Raw genomic sequence first — 24,528 nt, 5'->3', positions numbered from 1 at the left:
TCGATCTCCCCGCGAGGACAAGAACAATAGAGATCCATTCACGGCTGAAGTCATTGGGGAGTATTTTTCATGGCCTGGACGCCCGAACCGTCTGCCGCCGGACGCTGGCGGTCCTCTGAACTCTGGGTTCCCATACTGGCGAGCGGGCTGATCATGGGGCTGGCGCTTGGCGCGCGCCACGTGCAGGGCCTGTTCCTGTTGCCGGTCACAGCGGATCGCGGCTGGTCGCGAGAAACGTTCGCTCTGGCGATGGCAGTGCAAAATCTGACCTGGGGGATCGCACAACCCTTCGCCGGTATGGTTGCGGATCGCTTCGGCCCGACCACGGTGATTGCGGCTGGGCTGCTCCTTTATGCGGCAGGTCTCATCGGCATGATGCTGGCGCCGACGGTTCCACTCTTCGTGCTGAGCGCCGGCATCTGTATCGGCATCGCACAGGCAGGAACAACTTTCGGCGTCGTTTATGCGGCGCTCAATCGCCTGATCCCGATCGAAAGGCGAAGCTGGGCTTTGGGCCTTGCCGGCGCGATCGGTGGTCTGGGACAGTTTGCACTGGTGCCGGCGACGCAGGCGTTGATCAACAACTGGGGCTGGATGAACGCTTTGCTTTCGCTTGCAGCAGTAGTGCCCTTCCTGCTGCCGCTTGTTTTCCTGCTGCGCAATCATAAATTGGACACTCAGCCATCTTCCCAGCACATCCCAATGGCTGCTGCGATCGCGGAAGCGTTTCGGCATCAAGGCTTCTGGTTTCTCAATATCGGATTCCTCGCCTGCGGTTTCCAGCTGACATTTGCGGCGACCTATCTTCCGTCCTACCTCATTGACAACGGCATGAGCGCATCAGATGGCGTCGCCGCCCTGGCCCTGATCGCGCTCGCCAACGTGGTCGGCACCTATCTGTTCGGCGTCTGGGGTGGGATGATGCGCAGGAAATATCTGCTCGTCGCCCTCTATCTGATAAGGAGCGCCGCCATTGCGCTTTTCATCACCGTCCCGTTGAGCAAGATGAGCGTCTACGGCTTTTCCGTCACGATGGGGTTCCTATTTCTGAGCACAGTTCCCCTTACCAACGGACTGGTCGCCCAGATATTCGGGGTCCGGTATATAGGTACGCTGTTCGGCATCCTGTTCTTCAGCCATCAGGTCGGGTCGTTCCTCGGCGTGTGGGCAGGGGGCTATCTGTTCGAGGTTACCGGGTCGTATTTAGCCGGATGGACCATCGCGATTGTGCTCGGCGTCGTCGCGACGCTGGTTCACTGGCCGATCAACGATTGCCCGATCGTTCGCAACACGCAGACGGCCTCGCCGGCATGACGCCACATCCGAACAGGCTTGAGGTTTGGCTTCCGCTGCTGTTTCTGTTAGCTCTGTGTGTGCCGATCCTGCTGGCCTGGCGCGCGCCGGAACTGGAACTTGCGTGGACGATACTGTCGTCCTTTTGCGGCTAGGCTTATCACGACTATGAAGGGTAGTAATGACGAATGAGCGGTGTATTGGGCGAACCTGTAGACGAAACCGTCGAGCAGCGCATCCGTGAAAGCTTCAATCGACAGGGGTTGATGCGGCATCTTGGAGCAGAGCTGCACCAGGTCCATCGGGGGCTTGTGGTCATCCGTATGCCGTTTGCTCCGCAACTGACCCAACAGCACGGCTATTTTCATGCGGGTGGCCTGTCGGCGATCGCCGATTCCGCCGGAGGTTATGCCGGGTTCACCCTGTTCCCTGAAGATACGGAGGTTCTCACCGTCGAGTTCAAGCTGAACCTTCTGAATCCCGCTCAGGGCGAATTCGTCGATGCGGTCGGTCGTGTCGTCAAGAGTGGCCGGACACTGACGATCTGCCAGCTTGAGGTGTTCTCTTCATCGGGCGGAGAGCGCCTTCAGGTCGCCCTTGGCCAGCAGACGCTCATCTGCCTGCCGAGCAAAAGCCGAAAATCTTGATCTGAATTCCGTTCTGTGCCCGGGCGGCCCAACGTTTATTCTGGGCTTCACACTTGGCGGCGTGCGCAAGGCTGGCGTCCAACCCACGCGCTGATGAAACGCATCTCGTGGTCGCGCTTATGAGCAAGAGGAAATGGATCCACGAGCCGCAAAGAACGCAGTCGGTTTCAAAGACGATCTTCATGGTCATGGCGCTTTTCCGTAAAGTGGCCCCGTCAGGCGTCCCAAGAGGACAGGCCGCGCGGAGACTTCAAGAGTCGTATATGGTTTGTGTGAAGTCACAAAAATAGCGCAGGAGCAGTTGCTTCTGCGCGTTCCATTTTCCGGGTATGCAGCTTTCCGCTAGCGCGAGGGTCTTAGCGGGCGTTCCCGGCGACCACTAGTTCAAAATCAAGCAACGACGCGTGGCCGATTGAACGGCGCCGCCGCTGTTCAATGAACTCCCAGAACAGGGATGAAGATATCGGCGACCCTCCTGAACGTTTCGAAGAAGGGGTGGTGCCGTGCCCGGCTTTGCTGCCTTCGTTTCGTCGATCATCGAGGCCGGCGTTGCGCCGGACCTTGGGCGCTGTGTGCGCTCGACCTAAGGAAACGAGGCTGGAGCCCCACGACTACCTGTCGCCGGAGCTAATGGTATATCACGACGTGGATTGCGAGGAAGAACGAACCGGTGTGTTGGGGGGAGCGATGTTCCGGCACTCCCCTTTCAAGAGTGGGGCGTTGAACATGCGCCATTTTCGCCAACGCCTCGCCTATACCAATGTCGGGGTGTCGGACACTTGGGAGATGATCGTCAAGATCCGTACGATTGAGAAATGCCATATGATGGCGGGCTCCCTCGGTTATCACCATACGGCACGCACTTTCGCAATGCGACGATACGAACATGGTCTTGGACAGAACATATCGGCGTGGCGCCTCTGTTGCCAATGCGTAGCCGCTTTGAATTTTCGTCAGATAATCCGTAATTCTAGACAGCCCATGGCATTCGATCGAGCGTTTCGATAACGAGTTTTCATGGGCTGCCGATGACCAATCATAGACTAAATCGCCTTTTCAAGTTCCGGCAGGACGTCGAACAGGTCACCGACGAGGCCGTAGTCGGCGACCTGGAAGATCGGCGCTTCCTCGTCCTTGTTGATGGCGACGATGACCTTACTATCCTTCATGCCGGCGAGGTGCTGGATGGCGCCGGAGATGCCGCAGGCGATGTAGAGCTGCGGCGCGACGACCTTGCCGGTCTGGCCGACCTGCCAGTCGTTCGGCGCATAGCCGGCATCGACGGCAGCGCGCGAGGCGCCGACCGCAGCACCGAGCTTGTCGGCGACCGGCAGGATGACCTGTTGGAATTTCTCAGACGAGCCGAGCGCCCGGCCGCCGGAGATGATGATCTTCGCCGAGGTCAGTTCCGGCCGGTCGGACGAGGACAGCGCGTCCTTGACGAAGCTGGACAGGCCCGGATTGGCGGCGGCCGCGACGGTTTCCACCGGTGCTGCGCCGCCTTCGCCAGCCGAGGCAAAGGATGCGGTGCGCACGGTGATCACCTTCTTGGCGTCGGTGGACTGAACCGTCTGGATGGCATTGCCGGCATAGATCGGCCGCTTGAACGTGTCTGCCGAGATCACCTCGGTGATCTCGGAGATCTGGGCGACGTCGAGCAATGCTGCAACACGCGGCAGCACGTTCTTGCCGACCGAGGTGGCGGCGGCGAGGATGGTGTCATAAGCGCCGGCGAGCGAGACGATCAGCGCCGCCAGGGGCTCGGCGAGGTTGTTGGCAAGATCGCTGCTGTCGGCGAGCAGAACCTTGGAAACACCGGTGAGCTTGGCGGCCGCATCGGCGGCGGCTTGCGAGCCCGCGCCGGCGACCAGCACATGCACGTCGCCGCCGATCTTGGTGGCGGCCGTCAGGGCCTTGGCGGTCTGGTCGGACAGGGTTGCGTTGTCGTGATCTGCCAGAAGAAGAATGGCCATGATGAAGTCTCCTTTTCCTGGACCGTTAAAGCACGCCGGCTTCGTTTTTCAGCTTGTCGACCAGTTCGGCGACGGACTTGACCTTGATGCCGGCCTTGCGGCCCGAGGGCTCCTCGGTCTTCAGCACCTTGAGGCGGGCTGTGGTATCGACGCCGAAATCGGCCGGCGTCTTCTTGTCGAGCGGCTTCTTCTTCGCCTTCATGATGTTCGGAAGCGAGGCATAGCGCGGCTCGTTGAGACGCAGGTCGGTGGTGACGACCGCCGGCAGCTTGATCTCGATGGTCTGCAGGCCGCCGTCGACTTCGCGGGTGACCGCAGCCTTGCCGTCGGCAATCTCGATCTTGGAGGCGAAGGTGCCTTGTGCCCAGCCGAGCAGGGCCGACAGCATCTGGCCGGTCTGGTTGCTGTCGTCGTCGATCGCCTGCTTGCCGACGATCACCAGACCCGGCTGCTCGGCTTCCGCCACACCCTTGATGATCTTGGCGACGGCGAGCGGCTCGACCTGGTCGTCGGTCTCGACCAAGATCGCCCGGTCGGCGCCCATGGCCAGTGCCGTGCGCAGGGTTTCTTCCGCCTTGGCCGGACCAACCGAGACGACGACCACTTCCGATGCCTTGCCGGCCTCCTTCAGCCGCAGCGCCTCTTCGACGGAGATCTCGTCGAACGGGTTCATCGACATCTTCACATTGGCAAGCTCGACACCGGAACCATCCGGCTTCACGCGGATCTTCACGTTGTAGTCGACGACCCGCTTGATCGGCACTAGAATTTTCATTGCTTACATCCTTTGACTGTAGATACTCGTTTAAGGAACTCGGCAGTATCCTGCAGAAACCTAATCCTCCGATCCATTGTCCGCCGGTTGAAGTCCAACGGATTGCCCCACCTTAAAGTCACCGCATTGATCAACGAACGACCGCCGGATTAATATCACTCAAACTCCATGATCAATTCATCGACGCGCAGGCTCTGGCCGGGAGTTGCCGCTACGCGCTTGACGATGCAGTTTCGTAGAGCCTTAAGTGCATTCTCCATCTTCATTGCTTCGACCACCGCCAATGTTTGACCAGTCTCGACGGAATCGCCGACCCCGACTGCGATAGAAGTGACGACACCGGGCATCGGGCAGAGCAGCATCTTCGATGTATCGGGCGGCAATTTCCGCGGCATCAGCCGGGCAAGCTCGGCAACACGCGGGCTCATCACATGGGCGGTGACGTCCATGCCGCGCCAGCGCAGGCGGATGGCGGTGCCGGACAGGTCGATCTTCACGCCGATCGCCGTGCCGTCGACATTGAAGGTGGCATGGCTGCGGCCGGGCATCCAGTCGCCGGCGGCCGCGAAAGCCGCTCCATCGGCCATCTGCACAACGGCGCCGTCGGCGGTGGCGTCGAGCGTCACGGCATGTTCCTGGCCGCCGAAGCTGACGACCCAGTCCTTGCCGATCACCCGGCGGTGATTGCCGATCGTGCCGGAGATCTGCGCCGCGCGGTTCTGCAGGGCCTGATGGATCAGCGCCGCGACCGCTGCCAGCTTGCGGGCCGATGCCGGATCGGGTTCGACGCCGTGGAAGCCGTCCGGGAATTCCTCGGCGATGAAGGCGGTGGTGATCTGGCCGGAACGAAACCGGCCGTGCTGCATGACGGCAGACAGGAACGGCAGGTTATGGCCGATGCCCTCGACCTCGAAATCATCGAGCGCGGCGCTCATCGCATCGATGGCCGTCAGGCGGTCCGGCGCCCAGGTGCAGAGCTTGGCCACCATCGGGTCGTAATACATCGAGATCTCGCCGCCTTCGAAGACGCCGGTATCGTTGCGAACGACAATGCCATCCGGCCGCACCCCTTCCAGAGGCGGCCGGTAGCGCGACAGGCGACCGATCGAGGGCAGGAAGTTGCGGTAGGGGTCCTCGGCATAGAGCCGGCTTTCGATCGCCCAGCCGTTGAGGCGGACGTCCTTCTGGGAGAAGGCGAGCCTTTCGCCGGCGGCGACGCGGATCATCTGCTCGACCAGGTCGATGCCGGTGATCAGCTCGGTCACCGGATGCTCGACCTGCAGCCGGGTGTTCATTTCGAGGAAGTAGAAATTGCGCGCGCCATCGACGATGAACTCGACGGTGCCCGCCGAATGGTAACCAACGGCTTTCGCAAGGGCGACGGCCTGTTCGCCCATGGCGCGGCGGGTCTTCTCGTCGAGGAAGGGCGACGGCGCCTCCTCGATGACCTTCTGGTTTCGACGCTGGATCGAGCATTCGCGCTCGCCGAGATAGAGCACGGTGCCGTGCTTGTCGCCGAGCACCTGGATCTCGATGTGGCGCGGCTGCGTGACGAATTTCTCGATGAAGATGCGGTCGTCGCCGAACGACGACCTCGCCTCGTTCTTCGAGGCCTGGAAACCGTCGCGGGCTTCGGCGTCGTTCCAGGCGATGCGCATGCCTTTGCCGCCGCCGCCGGCCGACGCCTTGATCATCACCGGATAGCCGATGCCGCTGGCGATCCTCACCGCCTCGCCGGCATCCACGATCAGGCCCATATGGCCGGGCACGGTGGAAACCCCGGCCTCGGCCGCCAGCTTCTTCGAGGTGATCTTGTCGCCCATCGCTGAAATAGCGCCGACCGGCGGGCCGATGAAGGCAACGCCCGCCTTTTCCAGCGCCTCGGCGAAGGCGGCATTTTCCGACAGGAAGCCATAACCCGGATGCACCGCATCGGCGCCGGTCCTGCTGATCGCCTCGAGGATCCTGTCGATGACGATGTAGGACTGGCTGGACGAGGCAGGTCCGACATGCACGGCCTCGTCGGCCAGTCTCACATGCAGCGCGTCGGCATCCGCGTCGGAATAGACGGCGACGGTGGCGATGCCGAGCTTCCTGGCTGATTTGATGACCCGGCAGGCGATTTCGCCGCGATTGGCGATGAGGATTTTCTTGAACATTCGGTTCTCGACCAGCTCGATCTAACTGTTCTTTCCGTCATCCCCGGGTCAAGCCCGAGGATGACGGCGGCTACAACGGTATCGTGTCGTGCTTGCGCCACAGCTGTTCCTTGCGCTTGTTTCGCAGCGAGGCAAAGGCGCGGGCGATGCGGCGGCGCGACGAGTGCGGCATGATCACCTCGTCGATGAAGCCGCGTTCGGCTGCGACGAACGGGTTCGCGAAGCGGGTTTCGTATTCCTTCGTCCGCGCGGCGATCTTTTCAAGGTCGCCAAGTTCGGAGCGGTAAAGAATTTCGGTCGCGCCCTTGGCGCCCATCACGGCGATCTCGGCGGTTGGCCAGGCATAGTTGATATCGGCGCCGATGTGCTTGGAGGCCATGACGTCATAGGCGCCGCCATAGGCCTTGCGGGTGATCAGCGTCACCATCGGCACGGTTGCCTGTGAGTAGGCGAAGAGCAGCTTGGCGCCGTGCTTGATGACGCCGCCATATTCCTGCGCCACGCCGGGCAGGAAGCCGGGCACGTCGACCAGGGTCAAAAGCGGGATCGAGAAGGCGTCGCAGAAGCGCACGAAACGGGCGGCCTTGCGTGAGGAGTCGATGTCGAGGCAACCGGCCAGCACCATCGGCTGGTTGGCGACGACGCCGACCGTTTCGCCTTCCAGCCGGATGAAGCCGGTGATGATGTTCTTGGCGAAATTTTCCTGCAGTTCGAAGAAATCGCCTTCGTCGGCGATCGCATGGATCAGTTCCTTCATGTCGTAGGGCTTGGCGGATGAGTCGGGGATCAGCGTGTCGAGCCGCGCCTCAAGCCGCGCCGGATCGTCGTGGAACGGACGGACCGGCGGCTTCTCACGATTATTGAGGGGCAGGAAATCGAACAGCAGGCGCACCTGCTCCAGCGTCTCGATGTCGTTCTCATAGGCCGCATCGGCGACCGAGGATTTTTTCGTGTGGGTGCCGGCGCCGCCCAGTTCCTCGGCCGTGACGATCTCGTTGGTGACGGTCTTCACCACGTCGGGGCCGGTGACGAACATGTAGGAGGTGTCGCGGACCATGAAAATGAAGTCGGTCATCGCCGGCGAATAGACGGCGCCGCCGGCGCAAGGCCCCATGATCACGGAAATCTGCGGGATGACGCCGGAGGCCTCGGCATTGCGGCGGAAGACCTCGGCGTAGCCGGCAAGCGAGGCGACGCCTTCCTGGATGCGGGCGCCGCCCGAATCGTTGAGGCCGATCAACGGCGCGCCGTTCCTGACCGCCATGTCCATGATCTTGCAGATCTTCTGGGCGTGGGTTTCAGACAGCGAACCGCCAAGGACGGTAAAATCCTGGGAGAAGACGTAGACCTGGCGGCCGTTGATCGTGCCCCAGCCGGTAACGACGCCGTCGCCTGCAACCTTCTGCTCGGCCATGCCGAAATCGACGGCGCGGTAGGTCACGTACATATCGTATTCTTCGAATGAACCTTCATCGAGCAGCACCTCGAGCCGTTCGCGCGCCGTCAGCTTGCCCTTGGCATGTTGCGCGTCGATGCGCTTTTGCCCGCCGCCAAGCCTTGCCTCGGCGCGGCGTGACTCGAGCACTTCAGATATGCGCAACATATTTCCTCACATTAAATCTCACATTCTTGGTCTGCCACCTTTGTGGGTAGCTTGGGTTGGAGGGGCTGCACGGTAGGGACCGGCCGAGGGATCCACGCTGACGATCATGTTCCGCATACGGACAAACGGTGCGTGTTCTAAGAAGAGGCACCATCGGTGGCCGTTTCTGGTATTCCAAAAATCTCCTCGGAATCCTCAAGGCGTTCCAGGCTCCAGATCGTGCTGATAAATCTGAGCATCTCGTTCTCCCGAGCACCGTCGCGGAAGGCTGCCAGACGCACTGCCTTCGCTTCAAGCTCCTCACGCGTCAGTGTATTGCCGGGATTTCCTTTCGGTTCATCGACACGGTACGAGAGTTCGCGTCCGTCAACAGTGCGGACGCTGACTTTTCCTACCCAGTGGCGGGGATAAAGACTGTCCACCTCGTCGTCGCGCGTCATGGTTACCCTCGAACGAAAACGAGCAACGCGCTCGTCGGTGAGCGCATGACGGTCGAACCCGTTTAGATCGGCGCGTCCGTGGACGGCGATCATGCCGAGCACGGTTCCCATGGAGAATTTTGCCTGATGGACGGTCGTGGGCACGTCGACCGAACCGAGGACGTCTAAGGCTCCCTGGTGGACGTGGGCGACGACTGATGCGATGTCGTCGGCTCCCAGTTTCTCCTGGGCCATCAGGAGTTGGAGGGCGTCGGCAGCTGGATGCGTGTGCCGACACGAGGCGTGCCACTTATAGGACGTTTCCTCGGTTGCCCATCGATGGCCGAGCCCGTCGGCCAACCTCGTGGCATCGGCGCCGCGCGACATGCCGGCGGCCATGCCTTGCTTGCCTTCAAAAATGCGTGTCGCACCTTGGAAGCCGTCGCGTGCAAGGAAAGCAGCCGTCAAACCATTCGCCGCCGCCTTTGCTGTGTGAAGCTGCTTGGAATCAGCAGCATCGCGCAGGAATTCCCACAAACCTGCCGCCTGAGTTCCAGCTGAGCCTAGCGCATGGTTGACGCGGATGGCGTCCAGGCCGATCAACTTGCCCACGGCCGCTGCCGCAGCTACCGTTCCCACTGTGCCAGTGGTGTGAAACGTCTCATAGTGCGAACGGCCTAGGAATTCTCCCACGCGGATGCCCACTTCGTAACCCGCGACACAGGCGGTGAGGATTTCCTTGCCGGTCTTCCTCTCCGCTTCCCCAACGGCAAGAACTGCGGGGAATATTACGGTTGCAGGATGGAAGACGGAGCCATTGTGCACGTCGTCCTGCTCGACGACGTGCGAGGAGGCGGCGTTTATCATCGCCGCGAAATAGGGGCTCGTTTTCCGCCGGGTGGGAATGATGGTGCTGGCCCCGGTCTCCGGTCCCATCGTACGGGCGAAAGCATCGATGACTTCCACCTGATGAGATCCCTTTCCCGCCATAACAGAGCCGAGCCAGTCGATCATGAGACCTTTCGCGAATGTGACGACGCGCGCGGGGATTCGCTCGAATTCGAGGTCCGCGACAAATTCAGCGACCATGGCCGATTGTCCGATGCCGGGCGTTCTTCCTGATTTATCCTCAGACACCATGTTTAATCGATCTCCAAGTCGCCCGCATTTTTGCTGCAGGCCGTTCCAGCATTGTCATCCACGGCATCAGGCACCCCGAAGCCCATTTCTCATTCTGTACCAAAGGTCACCAGCAGATCCTTGGCATCGATCTGGTCGCCGGTGCGGACCAGGACCTCGGCGATCGTGCCGTCCTTTTCGGCGTGCAGCGCGGTTTCCATCTTCATCGCCTCGATCGACAAGAGCACATCGCCGGACTTGACGGTCTGGCCGGGCGAAACGGAAACCGTCGAGATGACGCCGGGCATCGGCGCGCCGAGATGGGTGGCGTTGCCAAGATCGGCCTTGCGGCGCGCGGCGCTGGAGGCCGAGCGGTTGCGGTCCGGCACCTTGATCAGGCGCGGCTGGCCGTTGAGCTCGAAGAACACCTTGACCATGGCCTGCTCGTCCGGCTCGCTCTTGGCCTGGTGCAGGATGACCAGCGACACGCCCTTTTCGAGTTCCGGCAGCAGTTCCTCGCCGGCCGATAGCCCGTAGAAATAGGCGGGCGTCGGCAGCACCGAGACAGGGCCGTAGGTTTCGGCGGCCTGCGCATAGTCGGTGAAGACCTTCGGATACATCAGATAGGAGGCGAATTCGAAGTCGTTGACCTTGCGCTCCAGCTTGGTCTCGATGTCCTTGCGCTCCTTGTCGAGATCGGCATCGGCAAGCAGCGAACCGGGACGGGCGGTATAGGCCTTCTCGCCCTTCAGCGCCTTTGCCTGCAGCGCCTTCGGCCATCCGCCCGGAGGCTGGCCGAGATCGCCCTTCAGCATCGACACGACCGAATCCGGGAACGACACGTCCTTGGCCGGGTTCTCGACGTCGGCGACCGTCAGATCCTGGCTGACCATCATCAGCGCCATGTCGCCGACCACCTTGGAGGACGGCGTCACCTTGACGATGTCGCCGAACATCTGGTTGGCATCGGCATAGGCCTGCGCCACCTGGTGCCAGCGGGTCTCCAGCCCGAGGGAGCGGGCCTGTTCCTTGAGGTTGGTGAACTGGCCGCCCGGCATTTCATGCAGATAGACTTCCGAAGCCGGCCCCTTGAGGTCGCTTTCGAAGGCGGCATACTGGTTGCGCACCGCTTCCCAGTAGAAGGAGATGCGGCGGATCCACTCGGGATCAAGGCCCGGATCGCGCTCGGAGCCGCGCAGCGCCTCGACGATCGAGCCGAGACAGGGCTGCGAGGTATTGCCGGAGAAGGCGTCCATCGCCGCATCGACGACATCGACGCCGGCATCGACGGCAGCGAGCACGGTTGCCGCGGCGATGCCCGAGGTGTCGTGCGTGTGGAAATGGATCGGCAGGTCGGTTGCCTCGCGCAGCGCCTTGAACAGAACCGTGGCGGCAGCCGGCTTCAACAGGCCGGCCATGTCCTTCAGCGCGATCATGTGGGCGCCGGCCTTTTCCAGCTCGGTGGCCAGTGCGGTGTAATACTTCAAATCGTATTTCGGCCGCGCCGAATTGAGGATGTCGCCGGTGTAGCAGATCGCCGCCTCGCAGATCTTGTTCTCCTCGGCGACCGCGTCCATCGACACGCGCATGTTGTCGACCCAGTTGAGGCAGTCGAACACCCGGAATACGTCGATGCCGCCCTTCGCCGCCTGGCGGACGAAGTATTTGACGACGTTGTCGGGATAGTTCTTGTAGCCGACGCCGTTGGCGCCGCGCAGAAGCATCTGCAGAAGCAGGTTCGGTGCATCCTCGCGCACCTTGGCGAGACGCTCCCAGGGATCCTCGGTCAGGAAGCGCATCGACACATCGAAGGTGGCGCCGCCCCAGCATTCGAGCGAGAACAGGTTGGGCAGGGCACGGGCATAGGTACCGGCGACCCGGGCGATGTCATAGGTGCGCACGCGGGTGGCGAGCAGCGACTGATGGCCGTCGCGCATCGTCGTGTCGGTCAAAAGCACGCGCTTTTCCGCCCGCACCCATTCGGCGAATTTCTTCGGACCGAGCGCGTCGAGCTTCTGCTTGGTGCCGTCGACGATCGCCGCCTTGCTGTGGGGGACGATCGGCTTTGCCGCATCCGCGCTCGGCTTCGGCCGGCCCTTGGCTTCCGGGTGCCCGTTGACCGTCACGTCGGCGAGGTAGGTCAAGAGCTTGGTGGCGCGGTCCTGGCGCTTGACCTGCTGGAACAACTCGGGCGTCGTGTCGATGAAGCGGGTGGTGTAGGAATTGTCCTTGAATTTCGGGTGGCTGATGATCGCTTCTAGGAAGGTGAGGTTCGTCGCCACCCCGCGAATACGGAATTCGCGCAGGGCGCGGTCCATGCGGGCGATCGCCTCGGCGGGGTTCGGCGCCCAGGCGGTCACCTTTTCCAGGAGCGGATCATAGTACCGGGTAACCACGCCGCCCGAATAGGCCGTCCCGCCGTCAAGTCTAATTCCAAAGCCCGACGCCTGTCGGTAGGCAGTGATGCGGCCATAGTCCGGAATAAAATTGTGCTCCGGATCTTCCGTCGTGATCCGGCACTGCAATGCGTGGCCGTTGAGACGAATATCCTCCTGCTTCGGAACGCCCGATTCCGGTGTGCCGATGGCAAAGCCGTCGAGGATATGGATCTGCGCCTTGACGATGTCGATGCCGGTCACGACTTCGGTGACGGTGTGCTCGACCTGGATGCGCGGATTGACTTCGATGAAGTAGAAACTGCCGGTATCGGCATCCATCAGATATTCAACGGTACCGGCGCCGATGTAATTCGTCGCCTGGGCGATTTTCAGGGAATAGGCGGCCAACTCACGACGTTGCTCCCAGTTCAGGTAAGGGGCCGGCGCGCGCTCGACGACCTTCTGATTTCGACGCTGGATCGAGCAGTCGCGCTCAAAGAGATGCACCACATTGCCATGCGTATCGCCGAGAACCTGGCTTTCGACGTGCCGGGCGCGTTCGACGAGCTTTTCGAGATAGACCTCATCCTTGCCGAAGGCGGCCGTCGCCTCGCGCTTGGCTTCCGTCACTTCGCGCGCCAGGTCCTTCGGATCGCGGATCGCCCGCATGCCGCGGCCGCCGCCGCCCCAGGACGCCTTCAGCATCACCGGGTAGCCGATCTCCTCGGCCATGCGGGCGACCTCAGTCATATCGTCGGGTAGTGGATCGGTTGCCGGCACGACAGGCACGCCGACCGAAATTGCCAGGTTGCGGGCCGCGACCTTGTTACCGAGCTGGCGCATTGTACCAGCGCGCGGGCCGATGAAAATAATCCCGGCGGCATCGCAGGCGTCGACAAACTCCGGGCTTTCCGACAGCAACCCGTAACCTGGGTGAATGGCATCGGCGCCGGAGAGCTTGGCCACGCGGATGATCTCGTCAATCGACAGATAGCTCTCGATCGGTCCGAGGTCGCGAGCCAGATGCGGCCCGCGGCCAACCTGATAGCTCTCGTCCGCCTTGAAGCGGTGGAGCGCCAGCTTGTCCTCCTCAGCCCAGATGGCGACCGTTTTGATGCCGAGTTCATTAGCGGCGCGAAACACGCGGATGGCAATTTCGGAGCGGTTGGCGACAAGCAGTTTTTGTATGGCTGACATGGTGACGCGACCTTTGAGCGAGTGCCAAGCATTCGAAACTCGTAAGTTGGCACCCGATACGAGCTTGCATTTCATCGACCACAAACGGCGCGATAGAGTTAGTTGTCATTGGTGGCCCTTGAAAGGATAAGGCGTGCGCGCTCGATAACCGGGCGATCAACCATCTCTCCGTTCACTTGGATTGCTTCACCGGAGGCTGTTTGGGCGACGATGTTGCGAGCCCATGCGACTGTCTGTTCGTCCGGACGGTACGCTTGCCTGATCTGTTCGACCTGTTTCGGATGGATCGCGAGCTTTCCGCCAAAGCCGAGTGCCGCCGCGTGACGCGCATCGTCTTTTGTGATTTCCGGATTTGAAAGGTCGGTCGTCACCCCGTCGAGCGGCGCCGCGCGCCTAGCGGCGCGCGACCGCCAGACGATTTCGCTGCGCGCATTCAGGAGTGCCAGGCGCTCATGCGCACAGCCAAGATCGAGCGAAAAATCCACTGACCCGAATGCCACCATGACCACGTTTTCTGCACTCATGAGATCGGGTAGCCGGGCGAGACCGACTGCGGTTTCTATGAGTGCGATAACCGGAACGTTTCGATTGATGCGAAGAACGGCATTCATTATTTCCTCGGGGCGCTCTGCTTTGGGCAGCATGATGGCCAAGTTTTTGAGACGCGCGAGCGCGTCAAGATCTCCCTCGTGCCAGGGTGTGCCTGGTGCATTGATGCGAACGATGACTGAAGATTTCAGGTCTGCAATATGGCTGATGACAGCATCCCGAGCGCGCTCCTTGTCGGCTGGGGCGACCGCGTCTTCCAGATCGAGGATGATCGCATCCGCACCACTTTGATCGGCTTTGTGAAACCGATCCGGTCGCGAGGCCGGCACAAAGAGCGGGGCGACAGGCGGAAGAAAGTCTACCATTGCGCGGTGGCCTTCATCGTCACGTTGCCGTCGGCACCCTGGACTTCCAGAGCGAGGGCGCCGTCCTCGCCGGGTGTTCCTCGCAGTACCAGCCTCTGAGCGCCGGTTGCCGGATTGTTTCCCCTGAAGGAGAAGCCCCGGGGCGGCCGGTCGCCGATCATGGCGGCGAAATTCAAAAGTAGTGTTGCCTGAAGCGGCCCATGGATAACAAGCCCACGGTAGTGCTCGACCTCAGTGGCATATGGGAGATCGTAATGGATCCGGTGTCCGTTAAATGTCAGCGCCGAATAGCGGAAGAGCAGGACCGAATCGACGTCGACCGATCGCTCATGCGGGGCCGGGGGTAGGGCAGCGGATGCCAGAGCGGGAGACCCGCCCGGGGCGGCGGCTTCGCGATAGACGATGGTCTGGTCTTCTTTGATCATGGGTTCAGCCCCGGTGCTTATTTCATGGCGTACGGTGACAAAGAATAGCGAGCCGGAGCGCCCTTGCTTTTCCTCCACTTTGATGATGGTCGAACGACGCCGCACCTGCTCTCCAGACGCGATCGCTCCATTGAACGTGAGGTCGCTTGCCGCCCACATCCGGCGTGGCAGCGGTACAGGTGGGAGGAAGCCGCCCTTCGGGGGATGCCCATCAGGTCCGAGTTTTTGGGCCTCAGCGATATCAGGAGCAAGGCACCAGTGGAGCCCGAGAGGTGTCGCATCAGAAGCCGTAACGGCTGCGTGCGGTGAAAGCGTCGCGCGAAAACTTTCGACCAGACGCGGGGTGACGATATCTACCGCCTCGATCGACCGGCCGACCCAGGTCTGCAAATCGGTAGCGTCCTGCGATCCCATGGAACCTCCTCCTCAGGGCAAACTCGGTACGGAGACGATCCGTGTGGGCGCCGAGGGCAGGCACCGCTGGCACGTCCGCAAAACCGGCTTGTCGTACCGCCGGTTTTGGAACACTCACGCGTTTCCCATCCGGGAGGCTGACCTCGATCCGGCGCAAAGCTTTATGCCTTGGCAGATCGCGGATCTCCGTCACTCGGCCCCAGGCATTTTGCGCCGTGTCGAGTCTTCGAATCGCCTCGTCGCTGTCAATCGCTGCAAAGATCGGCTCGATCTCGCTGTCGAGCCCTTCTCGGTTTGCGACGCGAAGGGCATTGGTTGCAAACCGTGCATCATCAGTGAGATCGGGGCGTTGCAAGACTGTATTGCAGAACCGCTTCCATTCACTGTTTTGCTGGATGGAAACGACGACGGCGCCGCCGTCCCGGCAAACATAAGGCCGATACGGATATATCGATGCGTGGGCGAGGCCGTAGCGCTCGGTTTCGCGCGCCGCGTGCTCGTAGTGGAGAAGCGGCACCGCCATCCAATCTGCCATCCCATCGAACATAGCAATCTCGATCACCTGTCCGAGGCCCGTCTTCTCTCGGGCAAGCAGTGCTTCCAGGATCGCTGCGTGGGCGTTCATTCCCGTCGCGATGTCGGCTGCCGACACGCCGATCTTGCTCGGTGTGTCGGGCGTTCCAGTAACCGAGCAAAGGCCGCTTTCGGCCTGCACCAGCATGTCATAGGCCCTCATGGCGGCGTAATCGGTATCTTGACCGTAACCGACAATATTTACGGCGATAAGGCGGGGGAAACGTTCTGCGATCGTCTCGGCAGACAGGCCAAGCCGGCCGATGGCACCCGGCGCCAGGTTCTGTACGAGGACATCCGCCTTTGCGACCATGCGATTGAGCAAAGCCAAATCGGTTTCGCATTTGAGATCGATCGCCGCGCTTTCCTTGCCGCGGTTCAACCAGACGAAATAGGCGGACATGCCCCCCACGGTTGAATCGTAATGTCTCGCGGTTTCACCTTCCGGACGCTCGATCTTCACAACACGGGCGCCGGCATCGGCGAGCCGCACCGTGCACAGCGGAGCGGCAACGGCCTGCTCGATCGAAACGACGAACAAACCCTCAAGCGGTCGGGCGGCCTCAGACATTGCGCTGAACACCGGAGCGGGCGAGGACACCCGGCTTCAAACGCTCGTTCGCGCCATAGTCCTCCCTCGGATGGAAGAACAGGCGCGGGGTCGCTTCGACCTCGCCAAGCCGCTTCTTGTAAGCTTCGAGATAAGCCTTGCGGCCATCTTCACCGACACGGCCGGGCATGTAGGCGACGAAGGGTGGCAGGACATCGAAGCCGCTGTAGCGCAGAAGCCCGTTATGGATCGGCCACAGGACCGTCAGTATATCGCCGTCGATGCCGTCCGGAGCGTAGGTGTCGGCCGAGGTCCCCGTCGTTGCCGCGACCATCGCCGTCTTGCCCTTAAACATCCCGGTGTCGTACTTGCGGCCAGGGAGATAAGCGAAGCCGCGCGCAAAAACTCGGTCCGCCCAGCCCTTAAGGAGTGCCGGCATACCGAACCACCAAACAGGGAACTGAAAAATCACCAAGTCGGCGCGCTTCAGTTTTTCCATTTCCGCCGCGATGTCCGGCGCCGTGGTTCCCTTCTCACAGGCTTTGGTTTGCTCAATCGGAAGGCTGAAGAATTCCGGATTGCTCGATTCCCCTTCGAAGTCGTCATGACCAGCGACGGGATTGAATCCCATCGCATAAAGATCGCTCACAACGACCTCGTGACCGGCAGCGGTCAACGTCTCGACGGCAAGGTCCTTCATGGCGCCATTGAAGGATTTGGGTTCCGGGTGAGCGTAGACGATGAGGACGTTCACGGTAGTTTTCTCCTAATATGAGCGGGGCAGGCCGAGCACGTGCTCGGATAGGAACGAGAGGATAAGGTTGGTTGAAATCGGCGCGACCTGATAGAGGCGGGTTTCACGGAATTTGCGTTCGACATCGTACTCCTCCGCGAAGCCGAAACCGCCAAGGGTCTGGATGCAGACATTGGCGGCCTCGTTGGATGCGTCTGCCGCCAGCATCTTGGCCATGTTCGCTTCCGCCCCGGGGTTCTTGCCCACCTCGTAGAGGCCCAGCGCTTCGCGCACCATCAGTTCGGCGGCTCGCATATTGGCGTAGGCCTTGGCGATCGGAAACTGGATGCCCTGGTTCTGGCCTATCGGCCTGCCGAACACGTGGCGCTCCTTGGCGTAGTTGCTTGCTTTTTCGATGAACCACTTGGCGTCTCCGACACATTCGGAGGCGATCAGGATGCGTTCGGCGTTCATGCCGGAAAGGATATAGCGAAATCCCTTGCCCTCCTCGCCGATCAGGTTGTTTGCCGGAACTTTCAGGTCATCGAAGAAGACCTCCGTCGTGGCATGGTTCATCATCGTGCGTATTGGACGAATGGTGAGGCCGTTGCCGATGGCTTCGCGCATATCGACAAGCAGGACCGAGAGACCATCGGTCTTCTTCATGCCTTCCATGAGGGGCGTGGTTCGTGCGAGCAGCAGCATCAGGTCGGAATGTTCCGCCCGGCTTGTCCAGATCTTCTGTCCCTTGACAATGAAGTGATCGCCGTCGAGGCGGGCCGTCGTCTTGAGCGCGCCTGTATCGGTGCCGCTTGTCGGTTCGGTCACGCCGAAGGCTTGCAGACGCAATTCGCCGGAGGCAATGGCCGGCAGGTATTTTTGCTTCTGCTCCACTGAGCCGTGACGCAAAAGCGTCCCCATCGTGTACATCTGTGCGTGGCAGGCCCCGCCATTGCAGCCGGTCCGCTGGATTTCTTCCAGCACGGCTGCTGCGGCCGATAGTGGAAGGCCTGCTCCGCCGTATTCCTCGGGGATCAGGATCGAAAGCCAGCCTGCCTCCGTCAGCGCATTGACGAACTCTTTGGGATAAGCCATCTCGCGGTCTTGCGCGCGCCAGTATTCGCCCGGAAAGCGCCAGCACAGCTTGGTAACCGCTTCGCGTATATCCGAATAATCGTCGACGGCCTCTGTCATCCGCATACTCCTCATAACTGATCGCGCTAGCTAACTCGTAAGCGGCCATAACGACAAGAATAGACTGGCGAGATCAGCTATGCCGGAATTTTATAGGCGTTTTGGCGATGGCTCTGTGTCGGGGATAAGAACCCGGCCGGACCATATTCCCCGTTCAACCAACGTTTCGATGGTCGTTGCGATAACTTGGCCGGCAAAGCGCGCAAGCCGAGGAACGGGCCGGTCGGTTGGATAGGACATGATGAGCCTGCGCATCGGCACAGGATCAACAAGGGGCGCCGCGCAAAGAGATCCTTTCGTCAGTTCCTCATGAATAGGTGCAAGCGGGAGTACCGTGACGCCATGGCCGCTTCGTACAAGAGATTTAAGCGTTGAATAGCTGTCGGCTTCCACCTTAACGTTCAGAGTCATATTGGCCTCTTGGGCGAGCCGGTCGAGGATTGTGCGCAGTCCATGGCCGACGCTCGGCAGCAGCAGGCGATAATCCTCCAGACTGGAGAACGCGACGGGAGTGTCCTGCGAAAGTCCCGAATCCGAAGGGCCGATAAGAAATAGCGTTTCCTCAAGCAGGGGATGGATACGTAGGGTGCGAGCGCTCTTGGGATCGTAGAGAATCGCTGCGTCGATTTCGCCTCGATGCAGCCAGTCAAGCAGATAACCGGAGTAGGCGCTGACGATCCTGAGCGTCGCCTCCGGATGCCTGGCTTTGAAGGCGGAGACCAAGGGCTCGGAGAGAATGTCCGAGGCAGTCGGCGGCATGCCAATCGACACATGACCGCGCAATGGGGCGTTCTCATCCGAAACGACGGCGCGGATTTCTTCCAGTTCAGCCATGATCCGCAACGCATGACGCAGCACGTCCTGCCCCTGCTCGGTGACGATCATACCGCGGCCGTGGCGATCGAAGAGGCGAACGCCAAGCTCCACTTCCAGCAGTCGTATCTGTCGACTGAGCGCGGGCTGTGCGATGTGCATTCGATCTGAAGCCTTCGACAGACTGCCGAGTTCAGCGACATGAATCAGGGTACGAAGTTGAGAAATGTCCATGCTATACAATATCGCTATATCTGATCGTTAAAAAGGGTCGATGTCGAAACATTTCCGTTAAGGCATACAAGGTTCATCGACAATCCTACAAGGAGGCGAACCTTGGCTGCCGCTGAAATCTTATCCGCTCAAAAAGGGCCGAGGGTTAGAGACCTCGAAACTGATTGGCCGATCGAACTGTACGAAAAACTCAGGGCTGCCGATGTCAGCCACATGTCCTACGTGCCAGACGCCGGTCATTCCACTCTGATCAGGCTGTTCAACGAGGATCCGCAAGTTGTCAGCAATGTCCTGACGACGGAAGAAGAAGGTGTTGCTGTTGCCGCGGGAGCCTGGCTCGGCGGCAAGCGTAGCGTTGTTCTAATGCAGTCCTCCGGCGTGGGCAATTGTATCAACATGCTGTCTCTTCCGGTGCAGGCGCGCTTTCCCTTGCTCCTCCTCGTGACAATGAGGGGTGAGTGGGACGAGTTCAATCCGTGGCAGGTTCCAATGGGGCAGGCAACGCAGGCCTCCCTCGAGGCGATCGGCGTTACAGTTCTGCGTGCAGAGACCGGTGCCGACTTGATCGAGACCGTGGAGCAGGCCGCGACGATGGTATACCAAGCCGACCAGCAGATCGCCGTACTGATCGGCCAGCGTCTGCTCGGCAAAAAGAAGTGGTAATCGATATGACGCTTTCGACGATGGACCGCCGGGCGGCGGTAAGGAAACTCCTCGATACACGAGATGGTGCGTTGGTGGTCACAGGGCTTGGCTCTCCAAGCTATGACGTGCATGCCGCCGGTGACCGTGACGACAACTATTATCTGTGGGGCGCCATGGGTGGCGCCGCCTTGGTGGGTCTCGGACTGGCGCAGGCGCAGCCCGATAGGCGCGTGATGGTTATTACGGGCGACGGCGAGCAGTTGATGGCTTTTGGGGCGCTTGCCACGATCTCGGTCGCAAAGCCGAAGAACCTCGACGTGATCGTGCTCGACAACCAGCATTTCGGCGAAACCGGCATGCAGTCGAGCCACACAGGCAAAGGTATTTCCTTCGACAAGGTCGCTGCGGCGGTTGGATTTGCCGAAACTGCTGAGCTCAGGGACTCTGGAAGAGGTCGACAATCTGACTGCGCAGCTTAACGAGCCCGCCGCAGGCCCGCGCCTCTTCGTGCTTAAGATCGCGGCTGAAAATCTACCGCGTTCGCTACCGCCGCGTGACGCCGTTCACGTCAAGAACCGTTTCCGGGCCCATCTGGGCTTTGCAACCTGCTGAGGTTTGAATGACGCTGCTCGGTTTTCAGAATACGGTTGCCGGGCGGCTCCAGCCTGCCAAGGCCACCTTTGAATCTTTCGATCCCTATACCGGCAAGGCATGGGCTCTGATTCCGCGCGAGGGCGCCCCACAGGTCGATGCCGCTGTTGCCGCGGCAAAAGCCGCCTTTCGGTCCAAGGAATGGAGCGGTCTTACCGCAAGTGCGCGAGGCAGGCTCCTCGTGCGTCTCGCCGACCTTATTGCTGCCAACGCCGAGCGCCTGGCCGCGATCGAGACGCGCGACAACGGCAAGCTGATCACCGAGACGACGGCGCAGTTGCGCTACATTCCGGAATGGTTTCGATATTTCGGTGGACTCGCGGACAAGATCGAAGGCGCTGTTCTTCCGATCGATAAGCCTGGAATGTTTGCCTACACCCGGCACGAGCCTCTGGGCGTCGTGGCGGCGATCGCTCCGTGGAATTCTCCACTGATGCTGCTGACGTGGAAGCTCGCGCCGCTGCTTGCCGCGGGCAACACGGTCGTTATCAAGCCGTCTGAACACACCTCCGCCTCCACGCTCGAATTCGTAAAGCTTTTTGCAGAAGCAGGCTTTCCAGCAGGCGTGGTGAATACGGTCACCGGTATGCCGCTCGACGTCGGTGTGCCGCTGGTCTCGCATCCCGATGTCGCGAAGATTGCCTTCACGGGTGGCGAACCCGGTGGGTTGGCGGTGTATCGCGCCGCAGCGGAGGGGCTAAAAACCGTCACACTGGAACTGGGCGGTAAATCGGCCAATATCATATTCGACGATGCGAAGATCGAAAGCGCAGTCAACGGAGCAATCTCGGGCATCTTCGCCGCGAGCGGTCAGACGTGTATCGCCGGTTCCCGACTCCTAGTGCATCGCCGCGTTCACGATCAGGTCGTCGAGGGCGTGGTGAAGCTCGCAGCAAGCGCCCGAATTGGAAATCCTGCGCTTGCCGAAACGCAGGTAGGTCCCATAACAACCCAGGCTCAGCGCGAGAAGGTTCTTTCCTACCTGGACGTAGCCCGTGGCGAAGGCGCGCAATGTGTACTGGGTGGCGGGAAGCCACTGGCGGACGGGCTGGGTGATGGCTGGTTTGTGCAGCCGAGCATTTTTACTAGCGTCAACAACGGCATGCGCATCGCGCGAGAGGAAGTCTTCGGCCCGATTCTCTCGGTTATCCCCTTCGACGACGAGGAGGAAGCCTTCGCCATCGCCAATGACAGTCCTTATGGACTGGCGGCAGGATTGTGGACCGCAGACATGGGGCGGGCGCTACGTGGCGCCGCTGCGATGGAAGCCGGCACGGTTTGGATCAACACCTATCGCGCCGTTAGCTACATGGCGCCGTTTGGTGGTTACAAACGCAGTGGCGTCGGGCGCGAAAGCGGCCAGGACGCCGTCTATGCTTATCTACAGACCAAGACCGTCTGGATTGACACAGTTGGCAGTACCGCCAATCCCTTCGTGATACGGTAGGAGAGGGCGTGAAGAAATCATCCGAATCCGTCATCATAATCGGGGGTGCGATCGTCGGCAGCTCGATCGCCTATTTCCTGCGCGAGGTAGGCTTTTCGGGCGCTATCACCGTCGTTGAGCGAGATCCGACCTACCAGCAATCTTCAACCGCGCTTTCAGCTGCTGCCATTCGCACGCAATTCGGCACGCCGGTTAACATCCACATGAGTCAGTTCGGCGCGGACTTCTTTCGCACGATCAAGGATCGTTTCGGCAGTGCCGCCGATATCGGCTTTGTCGAGCGCGGATATCTCATTCTTGGAGGGCCGGAAATGGTTGGCGTGCGACGGGCTGGTGTGGAGATGCAGCGCAAGGAAGGTGCTGACGTGGCGGCGCTTTCTGCTGAGGAAGCAAAACAGCTTTTTCCATGGCTCAATGTTGATGACCTGGGAGTTGCGACAACTGCGTGGCGCGACGAAGGTTGGTTTGATGCCTGGTCCCTCCTGTCGCTCGTGCGAACATCAGCGCGCGATCGCGGCGTGACCTACGTGAAAGGCCATGCCGAACATGTCGAGGTCTCCGGAGGACGTGTTGTCAGTGTCAAGCTTTCTGATGGCACCGTGCTCCCAGCCGATTGGTGTGTGAATGCCGCAGGCGCTTCCTCGGCTTCGGTTGTGCGCGGAATCGGAATTGAGTTGCCCGTTTCTGCCCGCAAGCGCACTGTATTCAGCATCAAGGCACCGTTGTTGCGGGATGGCTTTCCCATGCTCTTCGACACCTCCGGAGCATGGATCCGCCCGGAAGGAGAGGGGTTCATTTGTGGGATTGCGCCCACCGACGAAAACGACCCCGACGCCACCGGGGATTTCGAACCGGCCCATGAACTTCTGGAAGACGTGCTATGGCCCGCGCTTGCTCATCGCATTCCAGCTCTGGAGCAGTTGCGCGTCGAGCGTGCCTGGGCCGGCCACTATGAGGTCAACACGCTTGATCATAATGGAATTATCGGTCCGCATGACGAAATTCCGAACCTCATTTTTGCGACCGGTTTTTCGGGGCACGGCGTGATGCATGCACCGGCGACTGGGCGTGGCGTTGCCGAACTGGTCGCGCACGGGGAGTACAAGTCGATCGATCTGGCGCCTCTTGGGTTCGGGCGTGTCCGTTCAGGAACGCCGCTTCACGAGAGCGTGGTCTACTAACTGAAAGAAGAGAAGGAGTGAAACAATGAAACTGGCGGGCAAGATTGCTGTCATAACGGGCGGCTCAAGAGGGATCGGCCGTGCGACTGCCGAGCGTTTTCTGGCAGAAGGTGCAAAGGTTGTCATAGCATCTGTGGATGAAGCACGACTTCACGAAACCGCTAAGGAAATTGGCACCCCCGAAACGGTTCTGGTTGTCGCCACCGACGTCGGCAAGAAAGATCAAGTCGAAGCTCTGATCACCAAGGCAGTCGAGAAGTTTGGCCGCCTCGACATCATGGTCAACAATGCCGGCATTGCTATGGTGCAGGATTTTCTCTCGGTGACAAAAGAAGACTACGATAAAGTCCTTGGCATCAACCTTGAAGGCGCCTTCTGGGGCACGCAGGCCGCCGCCCGGCAGATGATCTCCCAAGGTGGGGGCGGCGTGATCATCAACATGTCTTCGATCAATTCGGGTCTCGCCAACCCAAACGTTGCGACCTATGCCATCTCCAAGGGCGGCATGAACCAGATTACGGGCACCGCCGCGGTGGCATTTGCACCGCATGGCATTCGGGTCGTCGGCGTCGGTCCAGGTACGATCGATACCGAGATGGTCCGCGGTGATTTTGTATCGAGCGCTGGCGACAGGGTGATCCTCTCGCGTACGCCGCTCGGTCGGTATGGAAGGGCAGATGAGGTCGCTTCAGTCGTGGCGTTCCTAGCAAGCGACGATGCATCCTACATCACCGGTGAGACGATCTATCCGGATGGGGGCCGTCGCGTACTGAATTACGTGATGCCGGAGAAGAAATAAGCCAATGGGGATTTTTGACAAACTCCACCACATTTGTATCGTCGTTCACGACGCTGAAAAGACCGCTGCCTACTTCACCACTCTCGGCGTCGGTCCCTGGCAAGACTATCCGCCATTAGCAGCCTACAGGGAACTGGGCGTGCCGAGCGAGGAGTCGTTCAAGGGACTGAAGTTCAAGTTTATCAATCTCGCCAACTTCCAGCTCCAGCTTTGCCAGCCGGGTCCGGAGGACGGTCCCCAACGGCGCTTTCTCGATTCTCATGGGGAAGGTGTGTTCCATCTTGGCTTCGACGTTCCCGACTGCGACGAGGCGGAGAAAACCGGGTTAGCTGTCGGTCTTGCTTCACTGATGCGAGGCCGGCGCGACGATCGCAGCGGGTTTACCTTTTTCG

General features: G+C 60.6%; 19 protein-coding genes and 2 pseudogenes. 8 read left to right on the top strand and 13 right to left on the bottom strand.

Features of this window, described 5'->3' with window-relative positions; all coding sequences use genetic code 11:
* The first annotated feature begins 69 nt into the window (after window positions 1–69).
* Window positions 70–1,314, top strand: a complete 1,245-nt coding sequence (locus RBH10_RS24170) for an MFS transporter (protein WP_281039550.1) — start codon at window positions 70–72, stop codon at window positions 1,312–1,314.
* 167 nt (window positions 1,315–1,481) lie between these two features.
* The gene (locus tag RBH10_RS24165) at window positions 1,482–1,940 is read left to right on the top strand and encodes a PaaI family thioesterase (protein ID WP_281039549.1); all 459 of its coding nucleotides are present in this window, start codon (window positions 1,482–1,484) and stop codon (window positions 1,938–1,940) included.
* A gap of 1,043 nt (window positions 1,941–2,983) precedes the next feature.
* Here RBH10_RS24165 and RBH10_RS24160 read toward each other — a convergent pair.
* The 13 genes and pseudogenes from RBH10_RS24160 to RBH10_RS24100 all read right to left on the bottom strand — a co-directional run bounded on the left by RBH10_RS24160 (window position 2,984) and on the right by RBH10_RS24100 (window position 19,413).
* Window positions 2,984–3,913, bottom strand: a complete 930-nt coding sequence (locus tag RBH10_RS24160) for an electron transfer flavoprotein subunit alpha/FixB family protein (protein ID WP_281039548.1) — start codon at window positions 3,911–3,913, stop codon at window positions 2,984–2,986.
* Between the two features lie 25 nt (window positions 3,914–3,938).
* Entirely contained in the window at window positions 3,939–4,688 is a 750-nt protein-coding gene (locus RBH10_RS24155) for an electron transfer flavoprotein subunit beta/FixA family protein (RefSeq protein ID WP_281039547.1), read from the bottom strand.
* A 155-nt stretch (window positions 4,689–4,843) separates the two neighbouring features.
* Entirely contained in the window at window positions 4,844–6,847 is a 2,004-nt protein-coding gene (locus tag RBH10_RS24150) for an acetyl/propionyl/methylcrotonyl-CoA carboxylase subunit alpha (RefSeq protein ID WP_281039546.1), read from the bottom strand.
* 70 nt (window positions 6,848–6,917) lie between these two features.
* Window positions 6,918–8,450 carry an acyl-CoA carboxylase subunit beta gene (locus tag RBH10_RS24145; RefSeq protein ID WP_281039545.1) on the bottom strand — a complete coding sequence of 511 codons (1,533 nt, stop codon included), beginning with the start codon at window positions 8,448–8,450 and terminating at the stop codon, window positions 6,918–6,920.
* Window positions 8,451–8,587: 137 nt separating this feature from the next.
* Window positions 8,588–10,009, bottom strand: a complete 1,422-nt coding sequence (locus tag RBH10_RS24140) for an MmgE/PrpD family protein (protein WP_281039544.1) — start codon at window positions 10,007–10,009, stop codon at window positions 8,588–8,590.
* A gap of 89 nt (window positions 10,010–10,098) precedes the next feature.
* Window positions 10,099–13,563 carry a pyruvate carboxylase gene (pyc, locus tag RBH10_RS24135; RefSeq protein WP_281039543.1) on the bottom strand — a complete coding sequence of 1,155 codons (3,465 nt, stop codon included), beginning with the start codon at window positions 13,561–13,563 and terminating at the stop codon, window positions 10,099–10,101.
* 98 nt (window positions 13,564–13,661) lie between these two features.
* A complete protein-coding gene (locus tag RBH10_RS24130; protein ID WP_281039542.1) occupies window positions 13,662–14,477 on the bottom strand; it encodes a CoA ester lyase in 816 nt (271 codons plus the stop codon).
* Window positions 14,471–14,902: a hypothetical protein gene (locus RBH10_RS24125; protein WP_306181018.1), complete on the bottom strand. Its 432-nt coding sequence runs from the start codon at window positions 14,900–14,902 to the stop codon at window positions 14,471–14,473. Before RBH10_RS24125 ends, RBH10_RS24130 begins: the two co-directional genes overlap by 7 nt.
* 72 nt (window positions 14,903–14,974) lie before the next feature.
* Window positions 14,975–15,292: pseudogene (locus RBH10_RS24120) on the bottom strand (hypothetical protein); the annotation flags it as partial.
* A complete protein-coding gene (locus RBH10_RS24115) occupies window positions 15,183–16,460 on the bottom strand; it encodes a CaiB/BaiF CoA-transferase family protein (RefSeq protein WP_306180985.1) in 1,278 nt (425 codons plus the stop codon). The pseudogene RBH10_RS24120 and the gene RBH10_RS24115, both read right to left, overlap by 110 nt.
* Window positions 16,453–17,193, bottom strand: a complete 741-nt coding sequence (locus RBH10_RS24110; protein ID WP_281039539.1) for an NAD(P)H-dependent oxidoreductase — start codon at window positions 17,191–17,193, stop codon at window positions 16,453–16,455. Before RBH10_RS24110 ends, RBH10_RS24115 begins: the two co-directional genes overlap by 8 nt.
* A gap of 12 nt (window positions 17,194–17,205) precedes the next feature.
* A complete protein-coding gene (locus tag RBH10_RS24105; protein ID WP_281039538.1) occupies window positions 17,206–18,366 on the bottom strand; it encodes an acyl-CoA dehydrogenase family protein in 1,161 nt (386 codons plus the stop codon).
* Window positions 18,367–18,456: 90 nt separating this feature from the next.
* Window positions 18,457–19,413 carry a LysR substrate-binding domain-containing protein gene (locus RBH10_RS24100; protein ID WP_281039537.1) on the bottom strand — a complete coding sequence of 319 codons (957 nt, stop codon included), beginning with the start codon at window positions 19,411–19,413 and terminating at the stop codon, window positions 18,457–18,459.
* Window positions 19,414–19,515: 102 nt separating this feature from the next.
* Between RBH10_RS24100 and RBH10_RS24095 the strand changes: the two genes are divergently transcribed.
* The 6 genes and pseudogenes from RBH10_RS24095 to RBH10_RS24070 form a co-directional block, all read left to right on the top strand.
* Complete coding sequence (locus RBH10_RS24095; protein WP_372339810.1) at window positions 19,516–20,076, top strand: thiamine pyrophosphate-binding protein; 561 nt, start codon at window positions 19,516–19,518, stop codon at window positions 20,074–20,076.
* A 5-nt stretch (window positions 20,077–20,081) separates the two neighbouring features.
* Window positions 20,082–20,670 (top strand): annotated as a pseudogene (locus RBH10_RS24090) (thiamine pyrophosphate-dependent enzyme).
* 7 nt (window positions 20,671–20,677) lie between these two features.
* Window positions 20,678–22,156 (top strand): aldehyde dehydrogenase, encoded by a 1,479-nt coding sequence (locus RBH10_RS24085; protein WP_281039535.1) that lies wholly within the window; start codon window positions 20,678–20,680, stop codon window positions 22,154–22,156.
* A gap of 8 nt (window positions 22,157–22,164) precedes the next feature.
* Window positions 22,165–23,337, top strand: coding sequence for an FAD-binding oxidoreductase (locus RBH10_RS24080; RefSeq protein ID WP_281039534.1), 1,173 nt, complete (start codon window positions 22,165–22,167; stop codon window positions 23,335–23,337).
* A 25-nt stretch (window positions 23,338–23,362) separates the two neighbouring features.
* Window positions 23,363–24,136: an SDR family NAD(P)-dependent oxidoreductase gene (locus RBH10_RS24075; RefSeq protein ID WP_281039533.1), complete on the top strand. Its 774-nt coding sequence runs from the start codon at window positions 23,363–23,365 to the stop codon at window positions 24,134–24,136.
* A 4-nt stretch (window positions 24,137–24,140) separates the two neighbouring features.
* Window positions 24,141–24,528 (top strand): VOC family protein (locus RBH10_RS24070; RefSeq protein ID WP_306180983.1); only part of this gene is annotated, 388 nt, incomplete at its 3' end.

Origin of the sequence: Rhizobium sp. AN73 (assembly GCF_030757975.1) — a bacterium.
GTDB classification, from domain to species: Bacteria; Pseudomonadota; Alphaproteobacteria; order Rhizobiales; family Rhizobiaceae; genus Agrobacterium; species Agrobacterium arsenijevicii.
The sequence above is the reverse complement of the archived record's forward strand: the minus strand, read 5'-3'. Positions and strand labels throughout refer to the sequence as shown.

Coding starts and splice junctions, on each gene's coding strand:
- RBH10_RS24170 (WP_281039550.1), top strand. CDS start 70: ATGGCCTGGACGCCCGAACCGTCTGCCGCCGGACGCTGGCGGTCCTCT.
- RBH10_RS24165 (WP_281039549.1), top strand. CDS start 1,482: ATGAGCGGTGTATTGGGCGAACCTGTAGACGAAACCGTCGAGCAGCGC.
- RBH10_RS24160 (WP_281039548.1), bottom strand. CDS start 3,913: ATGGCCATTCTTCTTCTGGCAGATCACGACAACGCAACCCTGTCCGAC.
- RBH10_RS24155 (WP_281039547.1), bottom strand. CDS start 4,688: ATGAAAATTCTAGTGCCGATCAAGCGGGTCGTCGACTACAACGTGAAG.
- RBH10_RS24150 (WP_281039546.1), bottom strand. CDS start 6,847: ATGTTCAAGAAAATCCTCATCGCCAATCGCGGCGAAATCGCCTGCCGG.
- RBH10_RS24145 (WP_281039545.1), bottom strand. CDS start 8,450: ATGTTGCGCATATCTGAAGTGCTCGAGTCACGCCGCGCCGAGGCAAGG.
- RBH10_RS24140 (WP_281039544.1), bottom strand. CDS start 10,009: ATGGTGTCTGAGGATAAATCAGGAAGAACGCCCGGCATCGGACAATCG.
- pyc (WP_281039543.1), bottom strand. CDS start 13,563: ATGTCAGCCATACAAAAACTGCTTGTCGCCAACCGCTCCGAAATTGCC.
- RBH10_RS24130 (WP_281039542.1), bottom strand. CDS start 14,477: ATGGTAGACTTTCTTCCGCCTGTCGCCCCGCTCTTTGTGCCGGCCTCG.
- RBH10_RS24125 (WP_306181018.1), bottom strand. CDS start 14,902: ATGATCAAAGAAGACCAGACCATCGTCTATCGCGAAGCCGCCGCCCCG.
- RBH10_RS24115 (WP_306180985.1), bottom strand. CDS start 16,460: ATGTCTGAGGCCGCCCGACCGCTTGAGGGTTTGTTCGTCGTTTCGATC.
- RBH10_RS24105 (WP_281039538.1), bottom strand. CDS start 18,366: ATGACAGAGGCCGTCGACGATTATTCGGATATACGCGAAGCGGTTACC.
- RBH10_RS24100 (WP_281039537.1), bottom strand. CDS start 19,413: ATGGACATTTCTCAACTTCGTACCCTGATTCATGTCGCTGAACTCGGC.
- RBH10_RS24085 (WP_281039535.1), top strand. CDS start 20,678: ATGACGCTGCTCGGTTTTCAGAATACGGTTGCCGGGCGGCTCCAGCCT.
- RBH10_RS24075 (WP_281039533.1), top strand. CDS start 23,363: ATGAAACTGGCGGGCAAGATTGCTGTCATAACGGGCGGCTCAAGAGGG.